Origin of the sequence: Gordonia polyisoprenivorans NBRC 16320 = JCM 10675 (genome assembly GCF_000241325.1) — a bacterium.
Taxonomy (GTDB): domain Bacteria; phylum Actinomycetota; class Actinomycetes; order Mycobacteriales; family Mycobacteriaceae; genus Gordonia; species Gordonia polyisoprenivorans.
Genome location: NZ_BAEI01000075.1, coordinates 97,148 through 113,364, shown reverse-complemented (window position 1 = coordinate 113,364; position 16,217 = coordinate 97,148). Strand labels below are relative to the sequence as shown.

Below are 16,217 nucleotides of genomic sequence, written 5' to 3'. Positions count from 1 at the left end.
GATCAACAGCATGAGCACTCCGCAGCAGCCGGGTAACGACCAGAACCGGCCCGGACCGTCGAACGCGCCGACGACCCACTATCAGAAGCAGGGTAGGGCGCCGCTGGGTCCGGACGGGCAGCGGACCACTGCGTACCAACGTCCGCCGGCGCCGAGGCCGACCGAGGCGCCGACGCGGGTGCACGCACGGCCACAGGTGGCGCCGCCGGCCGGCCCGCCACGCCATATCCCACCGACCGCCCAGCCCGGCATGGGGCAGCAGCCGGCGACGGGGCAGCCCGGCATGGGGCAGTCGCAGGTACCGCCCGGCCGGCCGGGCCCGCCGGCACGGCCGGACGCACAACCTCCGGCACCGGGCGGACAAGTTCCGACCGGGCGCCCCGTCGCCGACGGCGTGGCGATGAAGAAGCGCAACCCGATTGCGGTGTGGATCGGCCTGCCGCTGATCACCCTCGGGATCTACTCGCTGGTCTGGTACTACAAGATCAACAAGGAGATGGCCGCCTTCGATCGGCGCAAGGAGATCTCGGCGGTCGGGCCACTGTTGGTGATCATCTTCCTCAGTTGGACGGTCATCGCCCCGATCATCAGCTTCCACAACACCGGCAAGCGCATCCGTGAAGCCCAGCGCTGCGCCGGACTGCCCGAGACGTGTAATCCGTTGCTGTGCTGGGTACTCGGCTTCGTCTTCGGCCTGCACACCTTCTACATGCAGAGCGAACTGAACAAGATCGTCGACCGCTACGGAGCCGAGCCGGGTACGACGGTGCCGCTGTTCGCCTGACTCACAGGAACGATCCTGCTCCACCGACGAGGTCGAGGAGTGGTTGCGGAAAGAACCCGAGCACGATCGTGACCGCCGTGCACAAGGCGATCGACGTGGTCGTCAAAGCGCTGGGCCGCACCACATGCGGGGCGTCGACGGGAACGTCGGAGAAGAACATCGCCACGATGATGCGGATGTAGAAGTACGCCGCGATGGCGCTGCTGATCACACCGATCACCACCAGCACCGAACCGCCGCTACCCGAGACCGCGGCGAACACATCGAATTTCGCGATGAAGCCACTCGTCAACGGAATGCCGGCGAACGCCAGCAGGAACATCGAAAACATTGCTCCCACAAGCGGATAGCGCCGCCCGAGACCGGCCCACTGGTCGATGCCGGTGGCCTCGCGTCCGGACAGGTGCGCTCCGGTGGCGCCGCCGGTGCGCGCCGACCCGGTGAACGTCGTCGGCTCGCGAACCACCGAGACCGTGGCGAACGCACCGAACGTCGAGAAAGCATACGCGGCAAGATAGAACAGGGTGGCGCTGACGCCCGCTTCGTCAAAAGCGATGAGCCCCAACAAAATAAACCCGGTGTGTGTCACCGAGGAGTAGGCGAGCAGGCGTTTGACGTCGGACTGGGTCACCGCCATCACCGCACCACCGAGCATGGTGACGATCGCCACCGCCCACAACACCGGTTTCCAATCGTCGGCAAGCGCACCGAAGCTCGTGTAGAAAACACGCAGCAGCGCGCCGAACGCGGCGATCTTGGTGGCCGCGGCCATGAACGCGGTCACCGGCGTGGGTGCGCCCTGATAGACGTCGGGGACCCACGAATGGAACGGCACCGCGCCGATCTTGAACAGCAACCCCACCGAGAGCAACGCCAACCCGATCAGCGGGAGCAGTACCTCACCCGACGTTCCGGCGGCGGCGCGATCGACACTGATCCCGATGACCGTCAGGTCCAGCGAGCCGGTGCCGCCGTAGACGAAGGCGGCGCCGAACAGGAAGAACGCCGACGAGAAGGCGCCCAGCAGAAAATATTTGAGGGATGCCTCCTGGGAGAGCAGGCGGCGGCGCCGGGCCAGGGCGCACAACAGGTATAGCGGCAGCGAGAACACCTCGAGCGCGATGAACATGGTGAGCAGATCACCGCATGCGACGAACAGCATCATCCCGCCGACCGCGAGCAGGGTCAGCGGAAAGACCTCGGTGGTCACGCCACCGGCTCGGGTCGCGTCGAATTCGTCGTCGGAATTCGGGGTACTCGCTCCCGACGGCGTGAACATGTCGGCGCGGTCGCCGGTCAGCGTGGCCTGTGCTGCCGCCCCCGGCCCATCACTGACCCGACGTCGTCCGGCGGGGTGTTTCACCAAGCGCGTCGACGGTGCCACGACCCGTTCGAGTCCGCGCTCGGCCATGAACGCCACGGCGAGCACGGAGATCACCAGCAACAGCCCCTGCAGGAACAGGGCGGGCCGATCGAGCACCACCGCCCCGGACACCGCGGTCTGTCCCTGACCACCGTCGTCGGTGAGATGGACGGCCAGCACGATGACCGCGATCAGCGCGGCCACCAGCCCCGCCGTCGACAGCACCAGTTGGGCGCGCCACCGGCCGGCCCGCGGCGCGAACGCCTCGACCAGCACACCAACCACGCCGACGCCGAAGACGATCAACATCGGTGACAGCAGCGAGTATTCGACGTGGGGCGGGGCGATCGCGGCCAGCGCCGCCGTGATTTCGTGCGCAGTGGTCACGTGTGCCGCCATCACTTGCCGCCTCCGTTGTTCTGGACCACCACGGCCGGTGCCGGGTCGCCGCGTCCCACGGTGGTCAGCGTGTGCGAGACCGTGGGGGTGATCAGATTCAGCAGTGGCTGCGGGAAGAACCCGAAGACGAGCAGCAGGGCGAGCAGCGGTGCCACGACGAGACGTTCGCGGCCGTGTAGATCAGGCATCGTCCGACGGGCGGCGCCGGGACCCTCCACCGGTGTCGGCGGGCCACCCATCACGCGTTGATAGAGCCAGAGAATGTAGATGGCGGACAGGACCAACGCGCTCGACGCCGCGATCGCGGCGACCGGGTACCGGGTGAAAGTTCCGATGAACACCAGGAATTCGCTGATGAACGGCGACAGGCCGGGAAGCGACAGGGTGGCCAGCCCGGCGACGAGGAAGGTGCCGGCCAGGACCGGAGCGACCTTCGCGATGCCACCGTAATCGGCGATGAGGCGGCTACCACGCCGCGAGACGAGGAACCCGGCGATCAAGAACAGTGCCGCGGTGGAGATTCCGTGATTGACCATGTACAGGGTGGCGCCGCTCTGGGACTCGCTGGTCATGGCGAACACGCCGAGGATGATGAAACCGAAGTGCGAGATCGAGGTGTAGGCGATCAACCGCATCATGTCGGTTTGTGCGATGGCCAGGATCGCGCCGTAGACGATACCGATCACCGACAGAGCGATGATCAGTGGGGCAAAGGTTTTCGACGCCTCGGGGAAGAGCTGCAGACAGAACCGCAGCATTGCGAAGGTGCCGACCTTGTCGACGACGGCCATCATCAGCACCGCCGACGCCGGGGTGGCCGCCACCGCCGAATCGGGGAGCCATGAGTGGAACGGCCACAGCGGGGCCTTGATCGCGAAGGCGATCATGAAGCCGCCGAACAGTAATGCCAGTACCCCCGTGCTCGCGTCGAGGCGTCCGCCGGCCACCGCGTCGGAGATCGCCGGGAGACTGAAGGTGCCGTGGCCGTCGGCGCCGATTCCCGAGCGTGCGGTCACCACGTACAGTCCGATCACCGCCGCGAGCATCAACAGCCCGCCGAACAGGTTGTACAACAAGAACTTCACCGCGGCCGCGGCCTGCGTGCCACCGCTGCCGAAACCGCCGATGAGGAAGTACATCGGGATCAGCATGGCCTCGAACACGATGTAGAACAGCAGGACGTCGGTGGCGACGAAGCTCATCAGCACCATCGCCTCGACCGCCAGCATCAACGCGAAGTAGGTGTGTGGGCCCTTCTGCCGGCGACCGCCCGAATGGTCCAGGGAGCCTGCATGATCGGCGTCGCGCCAGCCGGCCAGCACGAGGATCGGCATGAGCACGGTGGTGAGCAGGATCAGGACCAGCCCGATGCCGTCGAGACCCAGTTCGTAGCGCGCGCCGAAGGATGGGATCCACCGCACGTTCGTGACGAACTGATAGCGGGGGCCGTCGGGATCGAAACCGATCGCGAGCCCGACCGACACCACCAGCGCGGCCACCGTGCCGAGTAGACCCGCCCACTTCGCGAGATCGGGACGCTGCGCCGGGAGCGCGAGCACACCGACGGCGACCACCGCCGGGATCAGCCAGAGGATCGTCAACCAGCCCATCGTCTACACCCCCCTGACCAGCATCAGCGCGGCCACCACGACGGTCGCCCCGGCCAGCATCGACAGCGCATATGATCGAACGAAACCGCTCTGCCACAGCCGTATTCGATTCGACGATGCGGTGACCAGCGTGCCGACGCCGACCCCGGCGCCGTCGACACCCTCGGATTCGAGGACGTCGAGACCTCTTGCCAGTGCCTGGCCGGGTCGCATCAACACGCGCTCGTTGAACGCGTCGCCGTAGAGGTCGCGGCGTGCCGCGACCGTCAGTGCGGTGACCTCGCGCGGTGCCGTCAGCGGGATCGGAGCCCGGGCGTATCGCGCCCACGCGACACCGATACCCGCCGCGACCACCACCAGGACACCCACCGTCACCACCCAGGTGGGCACCGGCAGCTCGCTGTGATGCTCGCCGACCACGGGTGTCAGCCAGTGCACCAGTGCGTCGCCGCTGACCAACAACCCACCCGCGGCGACCGATCCGAGCGCGAGCAGGATCATCGGGCCGGTCATCGTGGCCGGCGCCTCGTGCGGATGTGCCTCAGGTGCCCAACGCTTTTCGCCGAAGAAGGTCATCAGCATGATGCGGGTCATGTAGAAGGCGGTGATGCCCGCACCGAGCAGCGCGGCCCCACCGAGGAGTACACCGCGTGCGCCACCTGCACCGAAGGCCGCCTCGATGATCGGGTCCTTGGAGAAGAATCCCGAGAACGGGGGTACCCCGATCAATGCCAGATACCCGAGCCCGAAGGTGACGAAGGTGATCGGCATGAGCGTGCGCAGCCCGCCGAATCGGCGCATGTCGGTCTCGTCGTTCATCGCGTGCATCACCGAGCCCGCCCCGAGGAACAACCCGGCCTTGAAGAATCCATGGGTGAGCAGATGCATGATCGCGAATGCGTAACCGGCCGGCCCCAATCCGGCGGCCAGCACCATGTATCCGATCTGGCTCATCGTGGAGGCGGCCAGTGCTTTCTTGATGTCGTCCTTGGCGCAACCGATGATCGCGCCGAACAGCAGTGTCACCGCTCCGACGACCGCCACGGCCAGACGGGCGTCGGGGGCGACGTCGAAGATCGCGTGCGAACGGGCGATCAGATAGACGCCTGCGGTCACCATGGTCGCCGCATGGATGAGCGCCGACACCGGCGTCGGGCCCTCCATCGCGTCACCGAGCCACGATTGCAACGGCACCTGGGCGGACTTGCCGCACGCGGCGAGCAACAGCAGGAAACCCAACGCGGTCATGGTGGCGTGTCCGGCGGCGTCGGCACCGGCGAACACGGTGGTGAACGAGACCGATCCGAAGGTCGCGAACATGACCATCAGCGCGACCGCCAACCCGATGTCGCCGACGCGGTTCACCACGAACGCCTTCTTCGCGGCGGTCGCCGCCGAGGGCCGCTGCTGCCAGAACCCGATCAGCAGGTAGGACGCGAGACCGACTCCCTCCCAACCGAGATAGAGGCCGAGGTAGGAGTCGGCGAGTACCAGCACGAGCATCGCGGCGAGGAACAGGTTGAGGTAGGCGAAGAATCGGCGACGATCGGGATCCGAGGCCATGTAGCCGATCGAATAGATGTGGATCAGGGTGCCGACGCCGGTGATCAACAGCACGAAGCACATCGACAGCTGATCGAGGTAGAGCCCCATGTCGACGCTCAAGCCGCCGCTGCCGGTGCCGGCCGGGGTGATGTGCAGCCACGTGAACAGCACCTGGTGTACGGGACGGTCGGCGGTGTTCCGGCCGAGCATCCCGACGAACAGCGCGACGCCGACGCAGAACGATGCGGCGGCCAGCACGCATGCGAGATAGTGCCCCCAGCGGTCCGTGCGCCTGCCCGCCAGCAGCAGGACGGCCGCACCCAATAGCGGCAGCGCGGGAACAACCCAGAGAATGCTCGCCGATGTGTCGGTGCTCATGCCGCCCTCCTCATCTCCCGGCCGTCCCTATCTCCGCAGCAGGGCAGCGTCGTCGACCGAGGCGCTGCGTCGGGATCGGAAGATCATCATGATGATCGCGAGTCCGACGACCACCTCGGCGGCCGCGACCACCATCGTGAAGAACGCGATCACCTGCCCGTCGACGCTGCTCTGCATGCGCGCGAAGGTCACGAACGACAGGTTCGCCGCGTTGAGCATCAGCTCGACGCACATGAACACGACGATCGCGTTGCGCCGCAACAACACCCCGGCCGCACCGATGGCGAACAGCAGGGCCGAGAGATACAGGTAGTTCTCGGGATTCACTTCGCCGTCCCCCGATCCGGTTGTCGGGCGCGCAATCGTGCGTTGACCGACAACTCCGACGGGGTGCCGTCGGGCAGCAGGGCGGGGATGTCGACGGCGTTGTGCCGGGCGAAGACTCCCGGACTCGGCAGCGGTGTGACGTCGATGCCCCTGCGGAACCGCTCGATGGAGATCTCCCGCTGGGTCCGCTTCGGCCCGAAGCGTTCTCGGTGCGCCAGCACCATCGCGCCCAGCGTCGCCGTGATCAGCAGGGCGCCGGTGAGTTCGAACGCCCACAGGTAGCGCACGAAGATCAGTTCGGCGATGGCCTCGACGGCTCCGTTGCTCCCCGGTGGCCGGGCTGCCACCGCGCCCGGCGGTGCGGTGATCGCGACGGTTGCCGCACCGATACCGCCACACATCAACGCGCCGAACCCGATTCCCAACACCACCGCGGCAACCCGTTGCCCGCGTAGCGTTTCGACCAGGGAATCCGACGAGTCCACGCCAATCAGCATGAGCACGAACAAGAACAACATCATCACCGCGCCGGTGTAGACCACCACCTGCACGACGCCGAGGAACAGGGCGCCCTGCGCGACGTAGAAGACGGCGAGCACGATCATCGTGGTGGCCAGGAACATCGCCGAATACACGGCCTTGGTGGCGAAGACCACCCCCAACGCGCCGGCGACGGCCACGACGCCGAGAATCCAGAACTGCACCGCCTCACCGGTGGAGGTGCGGGCGGCGTCGGCGAGGACTGCATCGGTCAGTGCCGCACCCGATTGCGCCACGACTGTCGAGGCACTCACGGTACGACCTCGGCGCTGGTGGTCCCGGTGCTGGTGGTCACGGCGCTGGTGGTCTCAGTGTCGGCGGTCCGGCCGGTCACGGTACCGTCGGGGCCCACGCGTCCCAGGTAGTAGTCGGCCTCTCGTGGTGCGGTCCCGGCTGCGGCCGCAGCGCTGACATCGTGCGGTGTCGGCGCGGTGCCCGCCGGTAATGGCGCGAGCAACTGCTGCTTCTCGTAGATGAGGTCGGCGCGGTTGTCGTCGGCGAGCTCGTAGTCGTTGGTCATCGTCAGTGCCCGGGTGGGGCAGGCTTCGATGCACAGGCCGCAGCCGATGCACCGGAGGTAGTTGATCTGGTAGACGCGGCCGTAGCGTTCGCCCGGCGAATAGCGCTGCTCGTCGGTGTTGTCGGCGCCCTCGACGAAGATGGCGTCGGCCGGGCAGGCCCATGCGCAGAGTTCGCAGCCCACGCACTTCTCGAGACCGTCGGGGTGCCGATTGAGTTGGTGCCGACCGTGATAGCGCGGTGCGGTGGGTTTCTTCTCCTCGGGGTACTGCTCGGTCACCGTCGGTGCGAACATCGACGAGAACGTCACACCCATGCCGCTCAAGGGTTTGGGGGGCTTGAGGAAGTCAGGCATCGGTGGTCTCCTTCGCGGGGAGTTGGCCGGGTAGGGGCGGTACCGGGAAGCCGCCGGCCATCGGGTCGAACGGGATCGCGCTTCGGGGCGCGAGGGTGTCGGGTACCGGGGTGTGCGGTGCCGGGCGCACGACGCGCCGGACGAGCCAGAACAACAGGAGGGTCACCACCAGCCCGACGGCCGCCGACACCAACGCTCGTGGCACCGTGTCACTCGCCGAACCGAATGCGGCGCGGATCAGCGCGACGATCATCACCCAGGTCAAGGACACCGGGATGAGGACCTTCCAGCCGAGGTTCATGAACTGGTCGTAGCGCAGACGCGGCAGGCTGGTGCGCAACCAGATGAAGACGAACATGAAGACCCAGACCTTGAGGGTGAACCACAGGATCGGCCACCAGCCGGAATTGGCTCCGTCCCACAGACTCAGCGGCCACGGCGCCTGCCAGCCGCCGAGGAACAGCGTGGTGGCCAGTGCCGACACGGTCACCATGTTGATGTACTCGGCGAGCATGAACATCGCGAACTTCAGTGAGGAGTACTCGGTGTGGAAGCCACCGACGAGTTCGCCCTCGGCCTCGGGGAGGTCGAAGGGCGCACGGTTGGTCTCGCCGACCATGGATACCGCGTAGATGACGAAGGACGGGAGCAACACCAGGCCGTACCAGTAGTTGTGTTGTCCGGCCACGATCTCCGAGGTTGACATGGTGCCCGAGTCGAGGAACACCGCGGCGAAGGTCAGGCCCATCGCGATCTCATAGGAGATGACCTGTGCGGTCGAGCGCAGTCCGCCGAGCAGGGGATAGGTGGACCCGGAGGACCACCCGGCCAACACGATTCCGTAGACCCCGATCGACGCCATCGCCAGGATGAACAGCACCCCGACGGGCAGGTCGGTCAGTTGCAGCGGAGTGTGGTGGCCGAACACCGACACCATCGGGCCGAACGGGATCACCGCGAACGCCATGATCGCCGGGACCACGGCGATGACGGGTGCGACCAGGTAGAGGACCTTGTCGACGCCGAACGGTGTGATGCCCTCCTTCAGTGCGAGTTTCACACCGTCGGCCATGCTCTGCAGCATCCCGTGCGGACCGACCCGATTCGGGCCGAGCCGGGCTTGCATGCGGGCCATGATCTTTCGTTCGGCCAGGATCGCGACGAGTGGATTGGCCACCAGAAAGGCGAAGACCGCCACCGCCTTGATGAGCACGAGCCACCACGGGTCGTGACCGAAGTCGGCGAGATCGGGATAGTCGGTGGCTGCCAGGTTCACGACTGCCCTTCCGCCGGACGGACGGCGACGACGTCGCCGGATTCTGCATGCAGCTGCGAACGGACATGCGAGGACACCGAATAGGTGGGCACCCACACCACGCCGTCGACCATGTCGGTGATCAGCAGTGGAAGGGTCAGTGTGCCCGAGTCGGTACTCAGTTCGACGTCGTGTCCGTCGGTGAGTCCGGCAGCGCTCGCCGTGGCCGCCGAGCACCGTGCCACCGATGGGTGCGCGGTGCCGGCGAGATACGGCTCGCTGTCTTGGAGTCGGCCGTCGTCGAGCAGCAGATGCCAGGTCGACAGCACCGCCTCGCCGGGGCCGGGTGTGCGGGCCGCCGACACCGGGGGTACCGGTATCTCCGGTCGAGGGCCCGTCCACGGCCCGAGGCGGCCCAATTGTGCTCGAATATCGGTGATCTCGCGGCAGTCCAGCGAGACACCCGCCGCCTGCGCCAATGCGTCGAGGACCCGATGATCCGACAGACGCCCGGTGTCGGCGAGGGCGGCCGGGAACGGGCGTGACCGCCCTTCCCAGTCGAGGAACATCCCCGCCTTCTCCGCGGCCGCCGCGACCGGCAGCACCACGTCGGCGCGTTCGGTCACCGCCGATGTCCGGATCTCCAGGCTCACCAGGAATCCCACCGCGTCGAGGGCGGCGATCGCGGCGGCGGGGTCGGGGAGATCGGCCGGATCGACGCCACCGACGAGCAGCGCGTCGAGGCGGCCGGTCGTTGCGGCGGAGAGGATCTCACCGCTGTCGCGCCCAGGGATGGACGGGAGATCGCGTGCCTGCCAGAGCCCGGCGACCTGGAGTCGTGCGGTGGCATCGGTGACCGGCCGGCCGCCGGGCAGCAGCGTCGGCAGCGCGCCGACTTCCACCGCTCCGCGATCGCCGGCGCGTCGTGGTATCCATACCAGTCGTGCGCCGGTCCGTTCGGCGAGTCGCATCGCCGCGGGGAGGGCGCCCGGAGCGCTGGCGAGACGTTCGCCGACGATGATCACCGATCCCGCGTCGCCGAGCAGCGCCGCGGTGGAGTCGTCATCGAGTACCGCGGCCTCGGCGCCGGGAACGGTGGGAAGTACTGTGCCGTTCAGCTTTTCGATGCCGGGACTACGCCACGACGCGATCGCGTGGACCCGGGTGCCGGTGGTGCGCACCGCGCGACGCAGTCGCAGGAAGACGATCGGTGACTCCTCCTCCGGCTCGAATCCGGCGAGCAGCACGGTTGGCGCCGCGACCAGTGCGTCGTAGGTGAGGTCGTCGGCGCGGGCGGCGACGTGGCGGGTGAGGAAGGCGGTCTCCTCGGCGCTGTGCGGCCGGGAGCGGAAATCGATGTCGTTGGTGCCGAGAACGGTTCGCGCGAACCGGACGTAGGCGTAGGCGTCCTCGGCGGTGATCCGGCCGCCGGTGAGGACTCCGGTACGTCCCCGGGCGGCCTGCAGTCCGTCGGCGGCGGCGCGCAACGCCTGCGCCCACGACACCTCCCGCAGCTGTCCGTGCCGGTCCCGGACCAGCGGTGTGGTGAGCCGATCGGCGCCGGCGGTGTAGGCGAACGCCCAGCGTCCCTTGTCGCAGTTCCACTCCTCGTTGACCGCGGGATCGTCGGCGGCCAGGCGCCGCAACACCTTTCCACGCCGATGGTCGGTGCGCTGGGCGCAGCCGCTCGCACAGTGTTCGCAGGCGCTCGGGGTGGACACCAGATCGAACGGCCGGGCGCGGAAGCGGTAGGCGGTACCGGTCAGCGCACCGACGGGACAGATCTGCACGGTGTTGCCGGAGAAGTACGAGTCAAACGGGGTTCCGTCGGCGGTGCTGACCTGTTGCAGCGCACCACGATCGGCGAGGTCGATGAGCGGGTCGCCGACGATCTGGTCGGCGAAGCGGGTGCAGCGGGCGCACAGCACGCACCGCTCCCGGTCGAGCAGCACCGCCGAGGACAGCGGAACCGGTTTGGTGTAGGTGCGTTTGGGCCCGGTGAACCGCGAGCGCGGACGCCCGGCGGTCATCGCCTGGTTCTGCAGCGGGCATTCACCACCCTTGTCGCAGATCGGGCAGTCCAGCGGATGGTTGATGAGCAGCAGTTCCATCACCCCGCGCTGGGCCTTCTCGGCGATCTCCGAGCCGAGTTGGGTGCGGACCTCCATGCCCTCGGTGACCGTGGTGGTGCATGAGGCGAGCGGTTTGCGCTGCCCCTCGACCTCGACGAGACACTGCCGGCACGCACCGACCGGGGCGAGCAACGGGTGATCGCAGAACCGGGGAATCTGGATGCCCACCCGTTCGGCAGCCCGGATCACCAAGGTGCCGGGGGGTACCCGGACCTCGGTGCCGTCGATGGTCGCGGTGACGAGTTCGACGGGCTCGGCGGACGAGGGCCGGTCGGACAGTGCGGTCATCGGCTCGCTCCCGGGACGTACGGCGTGCGGTGGTCGGTGAAGACGGTCGACGCGGCGGGATCGAACGGACAGCGCCCGCGCGCATCCGGACCCGACCCGGGGCGGGTGTGGGCGAGAAACTCGTCCCGGAAGTACTTGAGCGCCGAGACGATCGGGCTTCCGGCGCCGTCGCCGAGTGCGCAGAACGACTTCCCGACGATGCTGTTGGTGACGTCGGCGAGGACCGCGAGTGCCGCGGACATCTCATCGGCGTCGAGGTCGCCGGACTCGATGGCGCGTAGCTGTTGCACCAGCCAGTAGGTGCCCTCCCGGCACGGCGTGCACTTGCCGCATGACTCGTGCGCGTAGAACTCGGTCCAGCGCAGCACCGCCCGTACCACGCACGTGGTCTCGTCGAAGATCTGTAAGGCCTTGGTACCCAACATCGATCCGGCCTCGGCGACGCCCTCGTAGTCCAGCGGTACGTCGAGATGGTCGGCGGTGAGCATCGGTGTCGACGATCCGCCCGGCGTCCAGAACTTGAGGTGGTGTCCGTCGCGGACGCCACCGGCCCGATCGAGTAACTGCCGCAACGTGATACCGAGGGGAGCCTCGTACTGGCCGGGATGGTTGACGTGTCCCGACAGCGAGTACAGGGTGAATCCCGGCGACTTCTCGGTGCCCATGGCGCGGAACCAGTCGATGCCGTTGCGTAGGATCGCGGGGACGCTGGCGATCGATTCGACGTTGTTGACCACCGTCGGACTCGCGTAGAGACCGGCGACCGCGGGGAACGGCGGCCGCAGTCGGGGCTGGCCGCGACGACCCTCGAGCGAGTCGAGCAAGGCCGTTTCCTCACCGCAGATGTACGCGCCCGCGCCGGCGTGCACCACGAGGTCGACGTCGATTCCCGATCCGAGGATGTCACGCCCCAGATAGCCTGCGGCGTAGGCCTCGTCGACGGCCTGACGCAGGCGACGCAGCACCCCGACGACCTCACCGCGCAGGTAGATGAAGGCGTGGCGCGCCCGGATCGCGTAGGCCGCGATGATCGCCCCCTCCACGAGGGCGTGCGGAGATGCGAGCATCAGCGGCATGTCCTTGCAGGTGCCCGGCTCGGACTCGTCGGCGTTGACCACCAGATAGTGCGGTGGCGCATCCGGATTCGGGGCGTCCCCCTTGTCCTGCGGGATGAACGACCACTTCAGTCCCACCGGGAAACCCGCCCCGCCGCGCCCGCGCAATCCCGCCGACTTGACCGCCTCGATGACGGCGTCGGGAGCCATGTCCAGCGCGGCGCGCAGGCCCCGGTATCCGTTGTGGCGCCGATAGTTGTCCAGGGTCCACGACTCCGGCTCGGCCCAGTGCCGCGACAGGACCGGCGGCGCCGCGGGCTCAGCCTCGACCGGATACTCGGTGGGCCCGGCATCACCTGCTGCAGTATCACCTGCGGTGGGCGACGCGACCTCTCCGACTCCGGCCAATACGGCTGCGGTGTCCCGGAATCCGGCCACCGCCCGGTCACTGCGACTGGGCGTGACCTCGACCCCGGCCCGCAGGTCCTCGACGAGTTCGACCACCGACTCCGGGGTCTGCTGGTCGAAGAACTCCCAGTTGACCATCACCACCGGGGCGAGATCGCAGGCCGCGTTGCATTCGAGGTGCTCGACGGTGATCCGGTGATCCTCGGTGGTCTCACCGGGTGCGACACCGAGGTGTTCACACACCGTGCGCAGGATCTCGTCACCGCCGAGAACCCCACAGAGGGTGTTGGTGCACACACCGATCAGATACTCACCGGTGGGCGTGCGGCGGAACATCGAGTAGAAGGTGGCGACCGCGGCGACCTGGGCGTCGGTGAGGTCGAGGATCTCGGCGCACAGTGCGATGCCGGCGCGGGTGAGGTGTCCGTCCTGCGACTGCATCAGGTGCAGCAGGGGTAGCAGCGCCGATCGGGATTGCGGGTAGCGCGCGACGATCGGCGCAGCCGCCTGTCGCAGACGATCGGCGACGCCGTCGGGATAGGTTGCCGGGCCGTCGAACTCGATCGGTCCGTGCGGGCGTGCGACGCACGCGGCGGGTTCGGCCGGCGCGGGTTCGGGTGGCGGCCCGTCGATTCCCAGTTCGAGGTACACCGGTTCGCTCATCGGTCCACGCCTCCCATCACCGGGTCGATGCTGGCCACGGCGGTGATCACGTCGGCGACCATGCCGCCCTCGCACATCGCCGCCACGGCCTGCAGGTTGGTGAACGACGGATCGCGGAAATGCACTCGGTAGGGCCGGGTTCCGCCGTCGGAGACCATGTGGACACCCAGCTCACCGCGCGGCGATTCGATCGCCACATAACACTGGCCCGGTGGCACCCGCATACCCTCGGTGACGAGTTTGAAGTGGTGGATCAGCGACTCCATGGATTCGCCCATGATCTCGGCGATGTGGGCGGGGGAGTTGCCGAGTCCGTCGGGTCCGAGCGTGAGATCGGCGGGCCAGGCGATGTTCGCGTCGGTCACCATCACCGGTCCGGGCCGCAGCCGTGCCAGGCACTGTTCGACGATCCGCACCGACTCACTCATCTCTCGCACGCGAATCACATAGCGCCCGTAGGAGTCACAGGTGGTCTCGGTGATCACGTCGAAGTCGTAGTCCTCGTACCCGCAGTAGGGCTCGGTCTTGCGGACGTCGTGCGGGAGGCCGGTGGATCGCAGGACGGGGCCGGTGATGCCGAGCGCCGTGCACCCGGTGAGGTCGAGGAAACCGACGTTGCAGGTGCGCGCTTTCCAGATGTAGTTGTCGGTCAACAGGTCCGAGAGTTTGGCCAGTTGCTCGGGCAGGCCGGCGACGATCGCGGCGATCTGCTCCACGGCGCCGTCGGGGAGGTCGGTCGCCACTCCACCGGGCCGGATGAAGGCGTGGTTCATCCGTAGGCCGGTGACGAGCTCGAAGATATCGAGAATCTGTTCGCGGATACCGAAACCGGAGAACATCGCGGTCACCGCACCGAGTTCCATACCGCCGGTGGCCAGGGCGACCAGGTGGGAGGTGATCCGGTTGAGCTCCATGAGCATCACCCGGATGACCGAGGCGCGCTCGGGGATGGCCTCGGTGATGCCCAGGAGCTTCTCCACCGCCAGGCAGTAGGCCGTCTCGTTGAAGAACGGTGAGAGATAATCCATGCGGGTGACGAAGGTGACGCCCTGAATCCAGTTGCGGTACTCCAGGTTTTTCTCGATCCCGGTGTGCAGGTACCCGATTCCGCATCGTGCCTCGGTGACCGTCTCGCCCTCGATCTCCAGGATCAGCCGCAGCACCCCGTGCGTGGACGGGTGCTGCGGACCCATGTTCACCACGATCCGCTCCTCGCCGGAGTTGGCGGCGGCGCGCGCCGACACCTCGGCGACGATCTCGTCCCAATCCTGGCCGGAGACGGTGTAGGTGTGTTCGGGCCGAGCGGCGTGACTCGGCCGCGGGTCGAGATCGGTCATGAGTACGACCTCCGGCGATCGGGTGGTGCAACCTGGGTTCCCTTGTACTCCACCGGAACCCCGCCCAGCGGGTAGTCCTTGCGCTGGGGGTGACCCACCCAGTCGTCGGGCATCGAGATCCGGGTGAGCGCGCGGTGGCCGTCGAAGACGATGCCGAAGAAGTCGAAGGTCTCGCGTTCGTGCCAGTCGTTGGTGGGGTAGATCTCGCACAGGCTCGGGATGTGCGGGTCGGCGTCGGGGACCGCCACCTCCAGCCGCAGCCGCCGATTGTTGGTGATCGACGCCAGCGGATATACCGCGTGGAGTTCGCGGCCGGTGTCGTCGGGATAGTGAACCCCGTTGACGCCCAAGCACAATTCGAAGCGCAGCGCCTCGTGGTTGCGCAGCGTCAGTGCGACGACGGCCAGATGTCGGGCGACGACGTACATCGTCATCTCCCCGGCGTGGATCTCTACCTTCTCGATGGCCTCGTCGAAGCCCGGACCCTCGTTTGCGTCGAGCGCGGCAGAGAGTGTGTCGGCGATGTGGTCGAAGTATCCGCCGTAGGGCCGGGTCGCGGCGGGCAGGGTGACCGTCTGCACCAGCCCGCCGTATCCGGAGGTGTCGCCGCTGCCGTGCACCCCGAACAGGCCGTGGCGCACCGCGATCACCTCGTCGGGTGCGGCCGCGCCGGTCGTCTCGTCGTCGGTCATCGCAGCAGGCCCTTCAGCTCGATCGTCGGAGTGGCCTGCAGGGCCGCCTGTTCGGCGGCCCAGATGGCCTCTTCGCGATTGACGCCCAGCGGCATCTCGCCGATCTTGCGGTGCAGCGCGAGGATGGCGTTGAGCAACATCTCCGGGCGTGGCGGACAGCCCGGTAGATAGATGTCGACGGGTACCACGTGGTCGACGCCCTGCACGATCGCGTAGTTGTTGAACATGCCGCCCGAGCTGGCGCAAACGCCCATCGCCAGAACCCATTTGGGCTCGGTCATCTGGTCGTAGATCTGGCGCAGCACCGGTGCCATCTTCTGGCTGACCCGTCCGGCGACGATCATCAGGTCGGCCTGACGCGGCGAGGCGCGGAAAGCCTCCATCCCGAACCGCGCCAGATCGTAGCGACCGGAGGTGCTCGCCATCATCTCGATGGCGCAGCACGCGAGGCCGAAGGTCGCGGGCCACAGCGAGCCCTTGCGCATGAATCCCGCCAGGTCCTCCACAGTGCTCAGCAGGAATCCACTGGGCAGTCTCTCTTCGAGGCCCATCGCCTACCTCCTCGCC

The 16,217-nt window shown here is 67.5% G+C and carries 13 protein-coding genes; 1 reads left to right on the top strand and 12 read right to left on the bottom strand.

Annotation, left to right across the window (positions count from 1 at the left end):
* The first annotated feature begins 10 nt into the window (after positions 1–10).
* Positions 11–784 carry a DUF4234 domain-containing protein gene (locus GOPIP_RS29185; protein WP_244421186.1) on the top strand — a complete coding sequence of 258 codons (774 nt, stop codon included), beginning with the start codon at positions 11–13 and terminating at the stop codon, positions 782–784.
* A gap of 1 nt (position 785) precedes the next feature.
* Here GOPIP_RS29185 and nuoN read toward each other — a convergent pair whose 3' ends face one another.
* From nuoN to GOPIP_RS20415, 12 genes are read right to left on the bottom strand one after another with little or no spacing between them, the layout of a single operon-like run.
* Positions 786–2,546: an NADH-quinone oxidoreductase subunit NuoN gene (gene nuoN, locus GOPIP_RS20470; RefSeq protein WP_035728519.1), complete on the bottom strand. Its 1,761-nt coding sequence runs from the start codon at positions 2,544–2,546 to the stop codon at positions 786–788.
* Positions 2,546–4,156 (bottom strand): NADH-quinone oxidoreductase subunit M, encoded by a 1,611-nt coding sequence (locus tag GOPIP_RS20465; protein WP_006371697.1) that lies wholly within the window; start codon positions 4,154–4,156, stop codon positions 2,546–2,548. The genes nuoN and GOPIP_RS20465 overlap by 1 nt, the downstream gene beginning before the upstream one ends.
* A 3-nt stretch (positions 4,157–4,159) precedes the next feature.
* Positions 4,160–6,079 carry an NADH-quinone oxidoreductase subunit L gene (nuoL, locus tag GOPIP_RS20460; protein ID WP_006371696.1) on the bottom strand — a complete coding sequence of 640 codons (1,920 nt, stop codon included), beginning with the start codon at positions 6,077–6,079 and terminating at the stop codon, positions 4,160–4,162.
* 27 nt (positions 6,080–6,106) lie between these two features.
* Positions 6,107–6,406, bottom strand: coding sequence for an NADH-quinone oxidoreductase subunit NuoK (nuoK, locus tag GOPIP_RS20455; RefSeq protein WP_006371695.1), 300 nt, complete (start codon positions 6,404–6,406; stop codon positions 6,107–6,109).
* Positions 6,403–7,182, bottom strand: coding sequence for an NADH-quinone oxidoreductase subunit J (locus tag GOPIP_RS20450; protein WP_035728517.1), 780 nt, complete (start codon positions 7,180–7,182; stop codon positions 6,403–6,405). Before GOPIP_RS20450 ends, nuoK begins: the two co-directional genes overlap by 4 nt.
* A gap of 14 nt (positions 7,183–7,196) precedes the next feature.
* On the bottom strand, positions 7,197–7,820 hold the full coding sequence (gene nuoI / locus GOPIP_RS20445) for an NADH-quinone oxidoreductase subunit NuoI (RefSeq protein ID WP_006371693.1): 624 nt from the start codon (positions 7,818–7,820) through the stop codon (positions 7,197–7,199).
* Positions 7,813–9,096, bottom strand: a complete 1,284-nt coding sequence (gene nuoH / locus GOPIP_RS20440; protein ID WP_006371692.1) for an NADH-quinone oxidoreductase subunit NuoH — start codon at positions 9,094–9,096, stop codon at positions 7,813–7,815. The genes nuoI and nuoH overlap by 8 nt, the downstream gene beginning before the upstream one ends.
* Entirely contained in the window at positions 9,093–11,495 is a 2,403-nt protein-coding gene (locus GOPIP_RS20435) for an NADH-quinone oxidoreductase subunit G (RefSeq protein ID WP_006371691.1), read from the bottom strand. The genes nuoH and GOPIP_RS20435 overlap by 4 nt, the downstream gene beginning before the upstream one ends.
* Positions 11,492–13,621, bottom strand: coding sequence for an NADH-quinone oxidoreductase subunit NuoF (nuoF, locus tag GOPIP_RS28405; protein WP_006371690.1), 2,130 nt, complete (start codon positions 13,619–13,621; stop codon positions 11,492–11,494). Before nuoF ends, GOPIP_RS20435 begins: the two co-directional genes overlap by 4 nt.
* Positions 13,618–14,958: an NADH-quinone oxidoreductase subunit D gene (locus GOPIP_RS20425; protein ID WP_035728514.1), complete on the bottom strand. Its 1,341-nt coding sequence runs from the start codon at positions 14,956–14,958 to the stop codon at positions 13,618–13,620. The genes nuoF and GOPIP_RS20425 overlap by 4 nt, the downstream gene beginning before the upstream one ends.
* On the bottom strand, positions 14,955–15,650 hold the full coding sequence (locus GOPIP_RS20420) for an NADH-quinone oxidoreductase subunit C (RefSeq protein WP_006371688.1): 696 nt from the start codon (positions 15,648–15,650) through the stop codon (positions 14,955–14,957). The genes GOPIP_RS20425 and GOPIP_RS20420 overlap by 4 nt, the downstream gene beginning before the upstream one ends.
* On the bottom strand, positions 15,647–16,201 hold the full coding sequence (locus tag GOPIP_RS20415) for a NuoB/complex I 20 kDa subunit family protein (protein ID WP_006371687.1): 555 nt from the start codon (positions 16,199–16,201) through the stop codon (positions 15,647–15,649). Before GOPIP_RS20415 ends, GOPIP_RS20420 begins: the two co-directional genes overlap by 4 nt.
* Between the last annotated feature and the right edge of the window lie 16 nt (positions 16,202–16,217).